This window comes from Idiomarina sp. H2 (assembly GCF_004364275.1).
In the GTDB taxonomy this organism is placed as follows: Bacteria; Pseudomonadota; Gammaproteobacteria; order Enterobacterales; family Alteromonadaceae; genus Idiomarina; species Idiomarina loihiensis.
In genome coordinates this window covers 298,525-315,880 of record NZ_SNZY01000003.1, presented here as the reverse complement: position 1 = coordinate 315,880, position 17,356 = coordinate 298,525, and the positions used below count along the sequence as shown (strand labels likewise).

At 46.6% G+C, this 17,356-nt stretch carries 15 protein-coding genes; 12 read left to right on the top strand and 3 right to left on the bottom strand.

Annotated features, from left to right (window positions below):
• Window positions 1-22: 22 nt before the first annotated feature.
• From msbA to kdsB, 4 genes are read left to right on the top strand one after another with little or no spacing between them, the layout of a single operon-like run.
• Window positions 23-1,771 (top strand): lipid A export permease/ATP-binding protein MsbA, encoded by a 1,749-nt coding sequence (gene msbA, locus DET62_RS05575; protein WP_110013283.1) that lies wholly within the window; start codon window positions 23-25, stop codon window positions 1,769-1,771.
• Window positions 1,771-2,760, top strand: a complete 990-nt coding sequence (gene lpxK, locus DET62_RS05570) for a tetraacyldisaccharide 4'-kinase (protein WP_110013282.1) — start codon at window positions 1,771-1,773, stop codon at window positions 2,758-2,760. Before msbA ends, lpxK begins: the two co-directional genes overlap by 1 nt.
• Complete coding sequence (locus DET62_RS05565) at window positions 2,747-2,944, top strand: Trm112 family protein (RefSeq protein WP_110013281.1); 198 nt, start codon at window positions 2,747-2,749, stop codon at window positions 2,942-2,944. Before lpxK ends, DET62_RS05565 begins: the two co-directional genes overlap by 14 nt.
• The gene (gene kdsB, locus DET62_RS05560) at window positions 2,941-3,702 is read left to right on the top strand and encodes a 3-deoxy-manno-octulosonate cytidylyltransferase (protein WP_110013280.1); all 762 of its coding nucleotides are present in this window, start codon (window positions 2,941-2,943) and stop codon (window positions 3,700-3,702) included. Before DET62_RS05565 ends, kdsB begins: the two co-directional genes overlap by 4 nt.
• Here the strand turns inward: kdsB and DET62_RS05555 are convergent.
• Both DET62_RS05555 and gltA read right to left on the bottom strand, forming a co-directional pair.
• Window positions 3,699-5,045 (bottom strand): lysine 2,3-aminomutase, encoded by a 1,347-nt coding sequence (locus tag DET62_RS05555; protein ID WP_110013279.1) that lies wholly within the window; start codon window positions 5,043-5,045, stop codon window positions 3,699-3,701. The genes kdsB and DET62_RS05555 overlap by 4 nt on opposite strands.
• 216 nt (window positions 5,046-5,261) lie before the next feature.
• Entirely contained in the window at window positions 5,262-6,542 is a 1,281-nt protein-coding gene (gene gltA / locus DET62_RS05550) for a citrate synthase (protein ID WP_011234751.1), read from the bottom strand.
• Between the two features lie 326 nt (window positions 6,543-6,868).
• Here gltA and sdhC point away from each other — a divergent pair, with 326 nt between their 5' ends.
• The 8 genes from sdhC (at window position 6,869) to sucD (ending at window position 16,747) form a co-directional block, all read left to right on the top strand.
• Window positions 6,869-7,243, top strand: coding sequence for a succinate dehydrogenase, cytochrome b556 subunit (gene sdhC, locus DET62_RS05545; RefSeq protein WP_011234750.1), 375 nt, complete (start codon window positions 6,869-6,871; stop codon window positions 7,241-7,243).
• Window positions 7,237-7,584 (top strand): succinate dehydrogenase, hydrophobic membrane anchor protein, encoded by a 348-nt coding sequence (gene sdhD / locus DET62_RS05540; protein WP_011234749.1) that lies wholly within the window; start codon window positions 7,237-7,239, stop codon window positions 7,582-7,584. Before sdhC ends, sdhD begins: the two co-directional genes overlap by 7 nt.
• Entirely contained in the window at window positions 7,585-9,351 is a 1,767-nt protein-coding gene (gene sdhA / locus DET62_RS05535; protein ID WP_011234748.1) for a succinate dehydrogenase flavoprotein subunit, read from the top strand. It begins immediately after the preceding gene.
• Between the two features lie 12 nt (window positions 9,352-9,363).
• Window positions 9,364-10,077, top strand: a complete 714-nt coding sequence (locus tag DET62_RS05530; protein ID WP_034821292.1) for a succinate dehydrogenase iron-sulfur subunit — start codon at window positions 9,364-9,366, stop codon at window positions 10,075-10,077.
• Between the two features lie 111 nt (window positions 10,078-10,188).
• Window positions 10,189-12,996 (top strand): 2-oxoglutarate dehydrogenase E1 component, encoded by a 2,808-nt coding sequence (locus DET62_RS05525; RefSeq protein ID WP_110013278.1) that lies wholly within the window; start codon window positions 10,189-10,191, stop codon window positions 12,994-12,996.
• Window positions 12,997-13,009: 13 nt separating this feature from the next.
• Window positions 13,010-14,572, top strand: coding sequence for a 2-oxoglutarate dehydrogenase complex dihydrolipoyllysine-residue succinyltransferase (gene odhB / locus DET62_RS05520; protein ID WP_110013277.1), 1,563 nt, complete (start codon window positions 13,010-13,012; stop codon window positions 14,570-14,572).
• Between the two features lie 136 nt (window positions 14,573-14,708).
• Window positions 14,709-15,875, top strand: coding sequence for an ADP-forming succinate--CoA ligase subunit beta (gene sucC / locus DET62_RS05515; protein WP_011234744.1), 1,167 nt, complete (start codon window positions 14,709-14,711; stop codon window positions 15,873-15,875).
• Window positions 15,875-16,747, top strand: a complete 873-nt coding sequence (sucD, locus tag DET62_RS05510) for a succinate--CoA ligase subunit alpha (RefSeq protein WP_011234743.1) — start codon at window positions 15,875-15,877, stop codon at window positions 16,745-16,747. The genes sucC and sucD overlap by 1 nt, the downstream gene beginning before the upstream one ends.
• 216 nt (window positions 16,748-16,963) lie before the next feature.
• On the opposite strand, the gene DET62_RS05505 is transcribed toward sucD, so the two are convergent.
• On the bottom strand, window positions 16,964-17,329 hold the full coding sequence (locus DET62_RS05505) for a hypothetical protein (protein ID WP_110013276.1): 366 nt from the start codon (window positions 17,327-17,329) through the stop codon (window positions 16,964-16,966).
• Window positions 17,330-17,356: the final 27 nt, after the last annotated feature.

Below are 17,356 nucleotides of genomic sequence, written 5' to 3'. Positions count from 1 at the left end.
TTAATGACTTATTTGAGACTACATGGATTCTCAGCTTAAAAAGAAGACGACCTTTAAACGCTTATTAGGTTATATCAAACCTTATAAGGCAGCTTTTATCGCTGCTATCCTGTGTATGATTGGTTACTCTGCCATTGATACATTGTTCTTATCCCAAATTGAAACGTTAATAGATGATGGGTTAACAGAGCAAGACTCTAATATATTGCTTTACGGTGCCCTCTTTGTTCCTTTTATTTTCATCCTTCGTGGTTCTTTGAATGTTGCTTCCAGCTATTTCCTGCATTGGGTGGGTTTTAAAGTCGTTACTAAAATGCGGCAGCAGCTTTTTGACCATATGATGAAACTGCCGGTGGGTTTCCATGACCAGCATTCAACCGGTGACTTGATTTCAAAAATAACTTATGACACTCAACAGGTGGCGGAAGCGAGTAGCCGGGCCGTTTTGGTCTTGGTGAAAGAAGGCGCGTTCGTCGCCGGTTTATTGGGTTTGATGTTTTATCAAAGCTGGCAATTATCATTGGTATTTTTAGTGATAGGCCCTCTGGTTGCAAAAGTTGTCGGGGTTGTTTCACGTCGTTTCCGTAAAGTAAGTAGTCGTATTCAGACCGCTATGGGTAATGTAACCACAACTGCAGAGCAAATGATCAACGGCCATAAGGTTGTGATCATGCATCAGGGGCAAAAAGGTGAGTCGGCCCGCTTTTCGAACATAAACAATATTACTCGTAACCAGAATATGAAGCTGGTGAATACCCGGGCTATCAGCACTTCAGTTATTCAGTTTATAGCTTCGTTAAGCCTTTCTATGGTTCTGGTTATTGCCAGTTTTCCAGAAATGCTGGGTGAGCTTTCGGCCGGTGCTTTTACTACGTTACTTACCGCTATGATCATGTTGCTGCGCCCGTTAAAGCAGCTGACTAACGTAAACAGTGATTTCCAGCGCGGTATTGCGGCGGCAACCAGCGTGTTTGCAATTCTGGACGAGCCGATTGAAGTTGATAAAGGTTCGCGGGTGGTTGACCGGGCAGCGGGCGATATTGTTTTTGATGACGTGACCTTTTCTTATCAAAAAGGTGATGAACCCGCGCTTCAGCACATTAACTTTAAAGTTGATCAGGGCAAAACCATTGCGCTGGTAGGTCGTTCAGGCAGTGGTAAGTCAACAATATCGAATTTGCTCACGCGCTTCTACGATGTCGAGCAGGGACGCATTTTGCTTGATGGCCATAATATTAACGACTATAAGTTGAAATGCTTAAGGCGTCAGTTTGCGCTGGTATCTCAGCACGTAACCCTGTTTAACGACACCATAGCAAACAATATTGCTTATGGTGCCTCGAAAGATGTCTCGCGTGAAGACATCACTAAAGCCGCTGAGCAAGCTTATGTTACTGAGTTCACCGACAGCATGCCAAAAGGCCTGGATACTATGGTGGGCGAGAACGGGGTGATGCTGTCCGGTGGTCAACGTCAGCGTATTGCTATAGCCCGTGCGCTACTACAAGACGCGCCTATTCTGATACTGGATGAAGCAACATCGGCTCTGGATACCGAGTCCGAACGCCATATTCAGGATGCGTTAGGAACCCTGAGAAAAAACAGGACAGCTATTGTTATTGCGCACCGTTTATCAACCATTGAAAATGCCGATGAAATTTTGGTTATGGACAACGGTGAGATTATTGAGCGCGGTACACACCAGCAATTGCTTGATCAGGAAGGCGCATATTTTCAGCTGCATAACTTGCAGTTTAGCGGGAGCGCCTAATGTGGCTTCAAAAGCAGTGGTATAAAGCCAGTCTGCACCCTTTACTGTTTTTGCTGACACCACTGTCGCTGGTGTTTTGGCTGGTAACAAATTTGCGTCGCAGTTTTTATGCTTTGGGGTTAATGCCACGCTATAAAGCTGATGTTCCGGTCATAGTAGTGGGAAACATTAGCGTGGGCGGCACTGGCAAAACACCTATGGTTGTGGCCTTAAGTCAATGGCTCAAAGATGAGGGCTGGAATCCGGGCATTATCAGTCGTGGTTACGGTGCAAAAGGGCCTTTTCCCTACGAGGTTTTAGAGAGCGACTCTCCGGAAAAAGCCGGTGACGAACCCTTGCTCATGCGTCGTCGAACTGGCTGCCCTGTTGTTATTGCCCCAAAACGAGCTCAGGCCGCAAAGCTTATGGCTGAACAACATCCAAAAGTAGACGTTATTATTTGTGATGACGGGCTGCAGCATTACGGGCTTAAGCGCGACATTGAATTAATTATGATAGACGCTGAGCGAGGAACCGGAAACGGATGGCTTTTGCCTGCAGGTCCATTAAGAGAAGGCCCCTGGCGTCTGAAAGGCGCTGACTGGGTTATTTCTAACTATGGTCGCCACGCATTTGCCCGGCATGTTGTGGATGTAGAGCCAGGCAACTGGTACCGGGTTGATAACAATGAGCAAATTGCGTTAAAAACCGAGAGCAAATTTAATGCAGTGGCTGGTATTGGTTATCCGCAGCGCTTTTTTAACTCGCTAATTGAGCAGGGTATTGAACTGGAGAACAGTCAGGGGTTTGCGGATCATCACGCTTTTAGCCAACAGGACTTTTCTAACCTGGCCGGAAACCCTATATTAATGACAGAAAAAGATGCCGGTAAATGCCAGCCTTTTGCCCAAGCTGACTGGTATTACCAAACAATTGAAGCGAAGCTGCCCGAAGTGATGAAAACTAACTTATTGGCAGAGCTGGAAAGGAAGAAAAATGGCCATCGATAAAACGACATTAGCAATATTGGCGTGTCCAAAGTGTAAAGGAAAGTTGACCTATTACTCGGATAAAGACGAGTTAGTATGCCGCGGAGAACGCCTTGCATACCCTATAGACGAGAATATTCCCGTGCTTATAGCGGATAAGGCCCGCGAATTATCTTCAGAAGAGTTAGAAAAGGTTCCTTCATGAGTTTTACCGTTGTCATTCCCGCTCGTTACGGTTCCAGTCGCTTGCCGGGAAAACCTTTAGCCGATATTGCCGGAAAGCCGATGATTCAGCATGTGGTTGAGCGAGCTGAGGCTAGTGGTGCTGCCGAAGTCATAGTTGCTACCGATGATATGCGGGTTAAAGAGGGCGTTGATAAGTTTGGTGGTCGTGTAATGATGACCTCAAGTGAACACTCCTCTGGTACGGAACGGTTGGCTGAGGTTATCGAGCAATTAGCTCTGGCAGAAAACGAAGTTGTGGTTAATGTGCAGGGTGATGAACCCTTTATTCCACCTGAAATTATTCGACAGGTTGCCGATAACTTAGCGAATCAACGACAGGCACCTATGGCGACGCTGGCCGTGCCTATTACCGACGCTGAAGATATTTTTAATCCCAACACAGTAAAGGTGGTTACCGATGCTGCCGGTTATGCGCTGTACTTTAGCCGTGCCGCAATTCCCTGGGACAGAGAGCACTTCTCTGCCGACCGGGCGACTGATGTTGTTACTGAGCATTACCATCGTCACATTGGTATTTACGCTTATCGGGCGGGGTTTGTGAGACGTTATGTTGAGTGGCAACCAAGCCCTATTGAACAGCTTGAGTCGTTAGAGCAATTGCGGGTACTTTGGCACGGAGAGCGTATTCATGTCGCTGAAGCCATTCTCGCACCAGCTACAGGCATTGATACCGAAGAAGACCTGCAGCGGGCACGAAAACTGGCAGCCGATGGTTAATCCATCGCCGACATTTGTGAATACTCATCTTCGAAAAAGAACTTTTCTTCACCAAAAGCTGGTTTCAAGTGATGCAGCCAGGTGGCATCCGGGTCGTATTTAGCGAAGAAGGGGCGTTGTACCCAGTCTGGGTTGCGTCCCTGAATAAAGCGTAAGGCAAAGACTTTCTCACCGGCAATTTCAGTAACCCCCTGAACTTCTACTTTTCCCGGGCCTGCGCTCATCGAGGGGCCTCGAACAGTACGAGCAATACCGGAAACCTGTTGATACGCTTTTTGGAAAATTTCCCAGGTACGCTCCAGTGGCACTTCAAAGTAACGTTTCGCGCCAGTATCGCGTTCGACAAACATGTAATAAGGGATTAATCCTAGTTGTACCTGCTTCTCCCACATAGAAGCCCAGACATCCGGGTCGTCGTTAATGTGTTTGAGCAAAGGAGCCTGACAGCGGATTTGCGCACCTGTAGCGCGTAGGCGGCGAATGGCTTCCTGACAGACTTCAGTGCGCAACTCATTCGGGTGGTTTAAATGCGCCATTATCGATACATGCTTGCCACCAGCAACTAAGCGCTCTAATAAACGTAGTAAATCGTCCGCATCGGGGTCGGTGATGAACCGATAAGGCCAGAATGTAAGTGATTTAGTGCCGATGCGTATGGTTTTAATATGTTCGAACTCAGGTTGCAGTAAGCCTTCTAAATAGTGAGCCAGTTTGCGTGTGCGCATCACCATAGGATCACCGCCGGTCACCAGCAAGTCAGTAACTTCTTTGTGTTGAGCCAGATAGCGATGCAATTGATCAGCATCGTTTGAATTAAAGCGGGTAGCTTTACCGACAAACTGCGCCCAGCGGAAGCAGAAAGTGCAGTAAGAATGGCAGTATTGTCCCTGAGCCGGGAAAAAGAGTACCGTTTCGCGATATTTGTGCTGCATACCCGGCAAAGGCTCACCATCAACATGCGGCACATTCATTTGCATTTGTCCGGCAGGGTGAGGGTTCATCTCATCGCGTAACTGAGTCGCCAAATCAAACACTTCATTGGTGGTGTGCTTGCCGGACATTAGGTCTGCCATGCGCTGGTACGCAGATGGCTCCAGCATATCTTTTTGTGGAAAAGTTAGCTGAAACAGCGGGTCATTGGGTACATTTTCCCAGTCAATCAGTTCGTTAAATACATATTCATTAACTCTGAATGGCAGTACATTAGCGACGACTTTCATTTCAAAACGCATGTCAGCAGGAACTTTCTTTAACGCCTCAATTTTATCTAACTGGCGATGCTGATATACCTTGAATTTACGTGGTGTAATGATGGGTTGTTGTACATTGACTACTTGCTGCATAAGCCTCTCTGTAATTATCTGCAACCTGCTAAAGCACGTTGAAAATGAATTTGTCTGTCAGCTCTCTCTTTGGCGACCAACGAAATGCGACGTAGTATAAAGAATTTAAGGCTTCGTTGCACGTTCTGTAAGGTGTGAAAAGCAATGTACTCGAACTAATTAAGAGCGGGCATAAAAAAAGGCGCTCAACCGAGCGCCTTCTTAACTCAAACCAATTTATTTTTTAATTGGTGAAAACTCGCGTTTTGTATAACCAGTATATAACTGACGAGGACGACCAATTTTCTGGTTTTCTTCGCCCATCATTTCGTGCCAGTGAGAAACCCAGCCGACAGTACGTGACAGCGCAAAGATAACGGTGAACATATTGGTAGGAATACCAATAGCTTTCAGTACGATACCTGAGTAGAAGTCAACGTTAGGGAAGAGTTTCTTTTCAATGAAATAGTCGTCTTCCAGAGCGATGCGCTCCAGTTCCATTGCGACGTCAAGTAATGGATCATCACGATCCAATTCTTTCAGTACTTCGTGGCAAGATTCACGCATTACCGTTGCACGAGGGTCGGTGTTTTTGTATACACGGTGACCAAAGCCCATTAGACGGAAAGGATCGTCTTTGTCTTTTGCTTTCTCAATATATTTTGGAATGTTTTCAACAGAGCCAATTTCAGCCAGCATACGCAAGCAAGCTTCGTTTGCACCACCATGGGCTGGTCCCCATAAAGACGCAACACCCGCAGCGATACATGCGTAAGGGTTAGCACCAGAAGAACCGGCAAGGCGTACTGTTGACGTTGATGCGTTTTGCTCGTGGTCAGCATGCAAAGTAAAGATGCGATCCATAGCGCGAGCTACCGCAGGGCTTATTTTGTAGTCTTCCGCAGGAACCGAGAACATCATGTTCAGGAAGTTTTCTGCATAACCTAAGTCGTTACGTGGGTAAACGAAAGGTTGACCAATGCTGAATTTATAAGCCATTGCTGCAATTGTTGGAATTTTTGCAATCAGACGGTAAGCACTACGTAAACGTTGGTTTTCATCGTGAATCTCCAGATCATCATGATAGAACGATGATAAAGCTCCCGTTACGGCACATAACATTGCCATAGGGTGAGCATCGCGACGGAAACCATTAAAGAAATTGTGAATTCCCTGATGCACCATAGTGTGTTTAGTAATGGTGTTTTTGAATTCATGGTATTGCTTTTCGGTAGGAGCTTCGCCGTGCAACAACATGTAGCAAACTTCTAAGTAATCTGCTTTAGTTGCTAACTCACCAATAGGGTAACCGCGGTGCAGTAAAACGCCGTTTTCACCATCTATATAGGTGATAGCCGACTCGCAAGAGCCTGTAGCCAGAAACCCTGGGTCAAAAGTAAAATAACCATGTTTTCCCAGAGTTCGGACGTCAACTACATCCTTTCCTGCCGTTGGTGATAGTACCGGCAATTCAATGGATTGGCCGTCAATCTGTAAAGTGGCTTTACGATCAGCCATAAGGAATTCTCCTCGCTATCTACTTTGAAAAAGTGCGCTAATTTAACTCGATCATGCCCGTAAATGTCAATTTTAATCGGGGAACATGAACCAATTATAGCGAAATATACGTAATAAACATGACGAAAAGATTACTCAGATTGAAGAATTATCTTGTTAGGTTAGACTTTAGTAGTAAAGCGTATTTTAGTCAGCGTTCAAATCTGAGTTTGTCGTTGTAATTAATAGCTTGGCTAGATATACTTTGCGCCGTATTGGTGGCATGTTTCTGTGTCGCGCAAACGAAAATTGCATTTCTTTTGTGCTTTATTAAAAGGCAATCTATCGTGAAAAAAGAAAGACCTGTTAATTTAGACTTATCAACTATCAAGCTTCCTGCCGCTGCCAAAGCATCCATACTGCATCGTATTTCCGGTGTTGCTATGCTGTTCTCTCTGGCTTTTCTAATTTGGGCTTTTGCCGTGTCACTTAGTGGCCCTGAAGGCTTTGCTCAAATCGAGAGTATCATGACCAGCTTTATCGCTAAATTTATTGGCTGGGGTATTTTGACAGCGCTAGGATTTCACTTAATCATTGGTCTGCGTCACTTAGTAATGGACATGGGCTACTGGGAAGAACTCGATTCCGGAAGAATCAGCGCAATTGTCTCAATTGCTCTTTCTGTGATCTTTTCCGTATTAGTAGGAGTTTGGCTATGGTAACAGCAGCAGCTACTTTTGGTCGTAGCGGTTCTCATGACTTTATTTTATTGAGAGCCAGCGCGATTGTAATGGTTCTATATTCACTGTTCATGGCTGGGTTCTTCCTTTCTACGCCAGATGTAACTTATCAAGTGTGGAGTGGGTTGTTTGCCAACATTTGGATGAAAGTGTTCACTATGCTGGCTTTATCCTCTGTGTTAATTCACGGCTGGATTGGCATTTGGCAAGTATCAACAGACTACGTGAAAGCGTCCGGTCTCAGAGCTTTTATCCAACTGGTTTTCAGCGTTGGTCTGATCGCTGTTTGGCTCACTGGCTTATTCGTACTGTGGGGTGTTTAAGTGACTGTTAAAACTTTAGAATATGATGCAGTGGTGATTGGTGCTGGCGGTGCCGGCATGCGAGCAGCACTGCAAATTTCCCAAGAGGGATTGAGCTGCGCGTTGATGTCCAAAGTGTTTCCAACACGCTCTCACACAGTTTCTGCTCAGGGTGGTATTACCGTAGCATTAGGTAATGCGCATGAAGATAACTGGGAATGGCACATGTTCGATACCGTTAAAGGTTCGGACTATATTGGTGACCAGGACGCTATCGAATACATGTGTAAAGCTGGCCCTGAAGCTATTTTAGAAATGGAAAACTTAGGTTTACCATTCTCGCGTTTTGAAAACGGCAAAGTTTATCAACGTCCATTTGGTGGTCAGTCGAAGAACTTTGGTGGCGAGCAGGCTGCTCGTACTGCCGCTGCAGCTGACCGTACCGGTCACGCTTTGCTGCATTTGCTTTATCAGCAAAACGTGAAGAAAAAAACCACCGTATTTTCAGAATGGTACGCGCTGGATATCGTTAAGAACCAAGACGGCGAAGTTTGTGGTGTAACCACCATGGATATCGAAAGCGGCGAAGTTTACTTTGTTAAAGCTAAGGCCGTTGTTCTTGCTACCGGCGGTGCGGGTCGTATTTATTCTTCAACGACCAATGCTCATATCAACACGGGTGACGGTATTGGTATGGCACTACGTGCCGGCGTTCCTGTACAAGATATGGAAATGTGGCAGTTCCACCCAACCGGTATTGCCGGAGCGGGCTCGCTTGTTACAGAAGGTTGTCGTGGTGAAGGCGGTTACCTGCTGAACAAAGACGGTGAACGCTTTATGGAGCGTTATGCGCCAAACGCGAAAGATTTGGCATCACGCGACGTTGTTTCACGCGCTATGATGACTGAAATCCGTGAAGGACGTGGTTGTGAAGGCCCATGGGGTACTCACCTTAAACTGAAACTGGATCACCTGGGTAAAGAAACCCTGGAGAGTCGTTTGCCGGGTGTTTGTGACTTATCACGTACATTCGCACACGTTGATCCGGTGAAAGAGCCTATTCCGGTTATCCCTACCTGTCACTATATGATGGGCGGTATTCCGACGGACGTTAATGGACAAGTCCTGACTGTTGGTGACGATGGTCAGACATCTCACGTTAAAGGCCTGTTTGCTTGTGGTGAAATTGCTTGTGTATCCGTACACGGTGCTAACCGCTTAGGCGGTAACTCACTGCTTGACCTGGTGGTATTCGGTCGTTCAACCGGTATGCACCTGGGCGAAACGCTTGCGGCTAACGTAGAAGCCAGAGAAGCAAGTAGCGACGACATTGACGCTGCACTAGCGCGTTATAATCGTTGGGAAAATACTCAGAAAGGCGAAGATCCGGCACAAATTAAGAAAGACCTGCAACAGTGCATGCAACTTAATTTCTCGGTTTTCCGCGAAGGCGATTCAATGAAAGAAGGGCTTGCTGAGCTACGCGAAATTCGCGAACGCCTGAAAAACGCCCGTCTTGATGACACCTCTAAAGAGTTTAATACTCAGCGCGTCGAGTGCCTTGAGCTAGATAACTTGATGGAAACGGCTTACTCAACTGCAGTTGCTGCCAGCTTCCGTACAGAAAGCCGCGGTGCTCACAGCCGTGCAGACTACCCGGATCGTGATGATGAGAAGTGGTTAGTACACACTGTTTATCGTCCTGAAAAGGAAGATATGGTGACGCGGGAAGTCAATATGGCGCCTAAACTGCGTGAAGCTTTCCCTCCGAAAGCTCGTACCTACTAAGTTGGAGGGTATATGAAAAAATACACATTTTCAGTTTATCGTTATAATCCTGATGTCGACAACGCGCCTCACATGAAAGAGTACACGTTGGAAGTAGAGGATAATCAGGATTTGATGGTGCTAGAAGCACTGATCAAATTGAAAGAACAAGATCCATCGCTGGCGTTTCGCCGCTCGTGCCGTGAAGGTGTTTGTGGCTCCGATGGTATGAATATTAACGGTAAAAATGGTTTGGCTTGTATCACTCACTTGTCTTCTTTGAAATCAGACAAAATTGTGATTCGTCCGCTACCAGGCTTGCCGGTCATTCGTGATTTGATTGTTGATATGAGCCAGTTCTATCAGCAGTACGAGAAAATCAAACCGTACCTTATCAACGATGACAAAACGCCACCAGCGCGTGAACGACTGCAGTCGCCGGAAGACCGTGCTAAGCTTGATGGTCTTTACGAGTGCATTTTATGTGCATGCTGTTCAACATCATGTCCATCGTTCTGGTGGAACCCGGATAAATTTGTTGGACCTGCTGGTCTGCTGCACGCTTATCGTTTCTTAATTGATAGTCGTGACACAGCAACAGACGAGCGTTTGGATGAACTCGATGATGCCTTTAGTGTATTCCGTTGTCACGGAATCATGAACTGCGTTAACGTATGTCCAAAAGGGTTGAATCCAACAAAGGCTATTGGACACATCAAATCGATGCTTTTGAGTCGCGCTGTTTAACTCGTTATATTGTCGCGCCAATTTGAACGGTTGATGTTGTGGATGGCCATCCCACAAAGGATGGCTATTTTTTTATAAAAACGGTTTATCTATTCAGGTGAAGGAAACGCAATGCAAGATGGTGTAATGCGTGAATGGTTAGAAACATCGCATCTAGCCGGTGGTAACGTTGCCTACATTGAACAAATGTTTGAGGCTTATCTGGATGATCCGACGGCAGTCAGTGATGAATGGCGTCAAATGTTCGATGCGTTGCCGAAGGATAATCACATTGTTGATACTAAACTCAGCGATGTCCGGGAGCAGTTTCGCCAGGCCGCTAAGAATAAGCTCAAACAATCTCAAACAGGCAGTACGACTGCCGCAGATCAGAAGCAAGTTAAAGTTTTACAGCTCATCAATGCTTATCGATTCCGCGGCCATCAGCACGCCAACCTTGATCCTCTTGGTTTATGGAAACAGGAAACCGTTCCAGACCTTTCATTAAACTTCCACGATTTAAGCAAAGACGACTTAGAACGCGAGTTTAATGTCGGCTCTTTAGCTGTTGGCAAAGACACAATGAAGCTGAGTGATATTCACGAAGCGCTGGAAAATATTTATTGTGGCTCTATTGGTGCCGAATACATGCACATTGTTTCAACCGAGGAAAAACGCTGGATTCAGCAACGGTTGGAAGGTGTTCTTGGAAAGCCCAAGTTTGAAAAAGAACAACAGACTAAAATTTTAAAAGAACTGATAGCCGCTGACGGACTGGAAAAGTATCTTGGGTCAAAATTCCCGGGAGCTAAGCGCTTTTCATTAGAAGGTGGCGACAGTCTGGTTTCGTTGTTGAAAGAACTCATTTCACGCTCTGGTGAGCAGGGTGCCAAAGAAGTGGTTATTGGCATGGCTCACCGTGGTCGCTTGAACGTTTTAGTCAACGTTCTGGGTAAAAAGCCACAAGACTTATTCGACGAGTTCGCCGGGAAGCATGACAGCAGTAAAGGCTCGGGTGATGTTAAGTATCACATGGGCTTTTCTTCTGATTATGCAACGCCGGGCGGCGACGTCCACCTTGCTTTGGCCTTTAACCCGTCGCACCTGGAAATTGTAAACCCGGTTGTTATGGGTTCGGTTCGTGCACGCATGGATCGTCTGAAAGATCCGGAAGGCAAAAAAGTTCTGCCTATTACCATTCACGGTGACGCTGCTGTTGCTGGTCAGGGTGTGGTGCAAGAAACGTTCAATATGTCGCAGACACGCGCTTACCGTGTAGGCGGCTCTATCCGTATCGTGGTGAATAACCAGGTTGGTTTCACTACATCTAAACAGGAAGATGCGCGCTCTACTCAGTATTGTACTGACATTGCCAAAATGGTGCAGGCGCCAATTTTCCACGTTAATGCGGATGACCCTGAAGCCGTTGTTTTTGTCACTCAGTTAGCGCTTGATTACCGTAATGCATTCCAGCGCGACGTGGTTATTGATTTGGTTTGTTATCGTCGTCATGGACATAACGAAGCCGATGAGCCAAGTGCAACACAGCCGCTGATGTACGCAAAAGTTAAAAAACAGCCCGTTGCCCGCGAGCTTTATGGCAAGCGTCTGATAGAGAAATCGATAGTTGATGAAGACACGGCTAAGCAGTGGATGTCTGACTATCGTGATGCATTAGATAAAGGCGAAGTGGTGGTTGATGAACACCGTCCTATGCGTCAGCACTCTGTTGACTGGTCTCCCTACATAGGAAACGACTGGGACGTTGAGTACGACTACAAAGTCTCAGCAGATAAGCTGAAAGATCTGGGCGAAAAAATCACTCAGTATCCGGAAGAAGACAAGCTGAATTCCCGCGTTGAAAAAGTTTATCAAGAACGTCTGAAAATGGCGAAAGGCGATAAACCAATGGACTGGGGTTTCGCTGAAACTTTGGCTTATGCCACCTTAGTTAACGACGGCACTCATATTCGTTTGACCGGTCAGGACAGCGGCCGTGGTACCTTCTTCCACCGCCACGCGGTATTGCATAACCAAAAAGATGGTTCTACCTATATGCCACTGAACAATTTAGGTTCAGATCAGGGGCAAATTGAAATTTATGACTCAGTTTTATCAGAAGCTGCAGTTGTGGCCTTCGAATACGGTTACGCTACGGCTGAACCGCAGTCTCTGGTTATGTGGGAAGCTCAATTTGGTGATTTCGTTAACGGCGCCCAGGTTGTTATTGACCAGTTCTTAAGTTCTGGCGAGCAGAAATGGGGACGTTTATGTGGTTTAACATTGCTATTGCCGCACGGTTATGAAGGGCAGGGTCCTGAGCACAGTTCCGCCCGTCTTGAGCGTTTCCTGCAATTATCGGCCGATCACAACTGGTCAGTCTGTGTACCGACAACGCCTGCACAGGTTTTCCACATGATCCGTCGTCAGCACTTACGTCCGGTTCGCCGTCCGTTAGTTGTTATGACGCCTAAGTCATTGTTACGTCATCCGTTAGCGGTTTCAGAAATGGATGATTTAGCGGATCTTGGATTCCAGAACGCGATTGGTGAAATCGATGATCTGAATCCGAAAAAAGTAAAACGCGTGGTATTTTGCTCAGGTAAAGTCTACTACGATTTACTGAAAGAACGCCGCGAGCGTGAACAAGAAGATGTTGCCATTATTCGTATCGAACAGCTGTATCCGTTCCCTGCGGAAGAAGTGGCAGAAATTATGAAAGATTATCAGCACGTTAAAGATTTTGTCTGGTGTCAGGAAGAGCCTCAGAACCAGGGTGCATGGTATAGCAGCCAGCATCACTTCTGGGCCGCAATTCCGAAAGGAGCTCAGTTGTCTTATCGTGGTCGTAGTGCGTCAGCCGCACCGGCGGTCGGATACATTTCAGAGCACAACAAGCAGCAGCAAAACCTTGTTGACGAAGCGCTAACCATTAAATAGGTGAAGATGAACCATGGCGATTGATATTAAAGTTCCTCAATTACCCGAGTCTGTTGCAGATGCAACAATTGCAACATGGCACGTAAAACCTGGCGATAAAGTGTCTCGCGACCAGAATCTGGTTGACATCGAAACCGACAAGGTAGTGCTGGAAGTGGTTGCGGAAGCAGACGGTGTTTTGGGCGAAATTACTGCCGAAGAAGGCACTACCGTAACAGCTGAAGAAGTTATCGGAAAAATTGAAGAAGGTGACGGTGCGTCGGCATCTGACGATAAATCAGACGATAAAGACTCAGGCGACGACAAGAAGTCAGAGAAAAAAGAATCTGATTCTTCAGAAGACAAAGGCTCTGACACAAAAGGTTCTGGCGAGAAGATGGAAGTTAAAGTTCCTCAACTGCCAGAATCAGTCTCTGATGCCACTGTTTCTACCTGGCACGTTAAAGCTGGCGATGCAGTAAAACGTGACCAGAACCTGGTTGATATTGAAACCGATAAAGTGGTTCTGGAAGTGGTTGCTCCGGCTGATGGCGTTTTAGCTGAAATTAAGCACGAAGAAGGCGCGACAGTCGGTGCTGATGACGTTATCGGTATTGTCGAAGCTGGTGGGTCTGCTAGTTCAGGTTCAGGCAAGTCTGACGACAGCAAATCTGAGTCTTCTTCAGAAAGTAAAGACGATGACGGTGACAACGAAGTAGCGGGTCCTGCGGTTCGTCGTTTACTTGGTGAACACGGCCTTAAGCCAAGTGACGTTAAAGGCACTGGTAAGGGCGGTCGCGTCACTAAAGAAGACGTTGAGAAACACGTTAAAGCTCAGTCTTCTAAGTCTTCAGATAGCAGCAAACAGCAGTCTTCACAGCCTGAGGTTTCAGGTGACCGTGAGCAGAAACGCGTACCTATGACACGTCTGCGTAAGCGTATTGCTGAGCGTCTGTTGCAAGCTAAGAACGACACAGCCATGTTGACCACGTTTAATGAAATCAACATGAAGCCAATTATGGATTTGCGTAAGAAGTACAAAGACGTGTTCGAAGAAACACACGGCACGCGTCTTGGTTTCATGGGCTTCTACGTAAAAGCAGTAACTGAAGCACTGAAACGTTTCCCAGATGTAAACGCATCCATTGATGGCGACGATATTGTTTACCACAATTTCTTCGATATCAGCATCGCGGTATCGACGCCTCGTGGTCTGGTAACCCCAGTTCTGCGTGACACAGACCGCCTAAGCATTGCGGATATGGAAAACGGTATTCGTGACCTGGCTATTAAAGGCCGCGACGGTAAGTTGACTATGGATGAAATGCAGGGTGGTAACTTCACCATCACTAACGGTGGCGTATTTGGTTCACTGCTTTCAACGCCAATTCTGAACCCACCACAAAGCGCTATTCTGGGTATGCATAAAATCCAGGAGCGGGCGATGGTGGTAGACGGTAAGATCGAAATCTTACCGATGATGTACCTGGCTCTTTCTTATGACCATCGAATCATTGATGGTAAACAATCGGTAGGTTTCCTGGTTACCGTGAAAGAGTTATTAGAAGATCCTCAACGTCTTATCCTGGATATCTAAAGACGCTGAGAACCAGCCGCAATGCAATTTAGCTTGCGGCTGTTAATTATGCGCCGAGCAGGTTAAAATTCGGCGCGGTATTCGGGTAGGCAGCACTTTAGCTGCTTAAGTTGTTTCAACGAATCGGAAGAGCATCATGAATTTGCATGAGTATCAGGGTAAACAACTCTTTAAAGAGTTTGGTTTGCCAGTATCTGAAGGTTATGCCTGCGACACTGCTGATGAAGCGGTAGAAGCGGCAAAACGTATTGGTGGCGACATTTGGGTTGTCAAATGTCAGGTTCACGCTGGTGGCCGCGGTAAAGCGGGTGGCGTGAAATTAGTGAAAAGTTTAGACGACGTTCGCGCATTCGCTGAGCAGTGGTTAGGTAAAAACTTAGTAACTTTCCAGACCGACGAGAAAGGTCAGCCGGTTGCTAAGATTTTAGTTGAAAGCTGCACTGACATTGCAGACGAGCTTTACTTAGGTGCAGTTGTTGACCGTGCTTCACGCAAAATCGTGTTCATGGCATCAACCGAAGGCGGCGTAGAAATTGAAACCGTTGCTGAAGAAACACCTGAGAAAATCTTGAAAGCTGAAATTGACCCTACGGTTGGCGCGCAGCCATACCAAGGTCGCGAGCTAGGCTTTAAACTGGGTCTGACTCCAGACCAGGTTAAGCAGTTCACTAAGGTCTTCATGGGCCTGGCGAAAATGTTCGAACAGTACGACTTAGCACTGTTAGAAATTAACCCATTGGTTATTACTGACGAAGGCAACGTTCACTGTCTGGATGCGAAAGTTGGCATCGACAGCAACGCATTGTACCGTCAGCCTAAAATCCGTGAAATGCACGATCCGTCACAAGACGACGCTCGTGAAGCAGAAGCGGCTAAATGGGAACTGAACTACGTAGCACTAGATGGCAACATTGGTTGCATGGTTAACGGTGCTGGTTTGGCGATGGGTACTATGGACATCGTTAAACTGAGTGGCGGCGAACCAGCTAACTTCCTTGACGTTGGTGGCGGCGCGACAAAAGAACGTGTTTCTGAAGCGTTCAAAATTATCCTGTCAGACAGCTCTGTTAAAGCCGTATTGGTTAACATCTTCGGTGGTATCGTACGTTGCGATATGATTGCTGAAGGTATTATCGGCGCTGTTGAAGAAGTGGGTGTTAAAGTTCCAGTTATTGTTCGCCTTGAAGGTAACAACGCTGAACTGGGTACCCAGAAATTGAACGAAAGTGGCCTGAACATTATCGCTGCAGAGAGCTTATCTGATGCTGCCGATAAAGTGGTTGCTGCGGCAGGAGGTCAATAATGAGCATTTTGATCGATAAAAATACCAAAGTTATCTGCCAGGGCTTTACTGGCGGTCAGGGTACTTTCCACTCTGAACAAGCTATTGCTTACGGTACGCAAATGGTTGGCGGTGTTACACCTGGTAAAGGTGGTCAAGAGCACTTAGGTCTGCCTGTATTCAATACTGTAAGAGAAGCTGTAGAAGCAACTGGCGCAACTGCTTCAGTTATCTACGTACCAGCTCCTTTCTGTAAAGATTCAATCATCGAAGCAGCAGACGCTGGTATCGAACTGATTGTTTGTATTACTGAAGGCATTCCTACACTGGATATGCTTTACGTTAAAGAATATCTGACGCACAAAGGCGTGCGCATGATCGGTCCAAACTGCCCGGGTGTTATCACTCCGGACGAGTGCAAAATCGGTATCATGCCTGGCCACATCCACAAGAAAGGTAAAGTGGGTATCGTGTCACGTTCAGGTACATTAACGTACGAAGCAGTTAAGCAGACTACTGACGCTGGTTTTGGTCAGTCTAGCTGTGTTGGTATCGGTGGCGACCCTATCCCGGGTTCTAACTTCATCGATATTCTGGAACTGTTCGAAAAAGATCCAGAAACCGAAGCTATCGTAATGATCGGTGAAATCGGCGGAACGGCAGAAGAAGAAGCGGCAGAGTACATTAAAAACAATGTATCTAAGCCGGTTGTTTCTTACATTGCTGGTGTTACTGCTCCTCCGGGCAAACGTATGGGCCACGCTGGTGCCATCATTGCCGGCGGTAAAGGTACTGCTGACGAGAAATTTGCTGCACTTGAAGCAGCAGGCGTTAAAACTGTACGCAGCCTGGCCGATATCGGCAAAGCTGTAGCAGAGAAAACTGGCTGGTAATAACTCGCCAACGCTTAAACAAAACCCGGCCTTCGAGCCGGGTTTTTTGTTGCTGGCTCTGAGGGAATAAGGACTCTGCATCACGGAGACGCTACGAGCACGTCCGTGTGCGCTTGTCTCAGGCCATCCTTGGCCTTCGACACTCCGTGATGCCGAGTCCTTCTTCCCTTGCCTAGCAACAAACTCCGCTGCTCTGACGAAGGTTCTTTCTGAAAATTAAATTAATACGGAATTGAACAGCAGGGCGGGCATAAAAAAGCTGAAGGAGAAGGCCATTGAGCCCGTAAGGGCAAGCGCGGCGCAGCAGAATGTTGCCTGGGTAATAAACACAGATGGTTTGGTCGACGCGCTTTGCGTGAACGACAAATAAGCTGTAAAGAGTTTAGCTTCTAGTTCGCTGTATTTAGCCTGGAGCCACAGCAAAGTGGGTTTGAGGTACAAAAGTAAAAATGCGAAAGCGACTTCAATGCCACCAAATTGAACCAGCATGGCAAACTCGGGAGCAAGCAGTGCTAAAGCCATTAGAACAACGCCAGCTACCGCCTTTTGTAAAAAGGTTAAATCTTCCCACTTTTTCTTCATAAAATCCCTTTAATAAACAGCCTACTA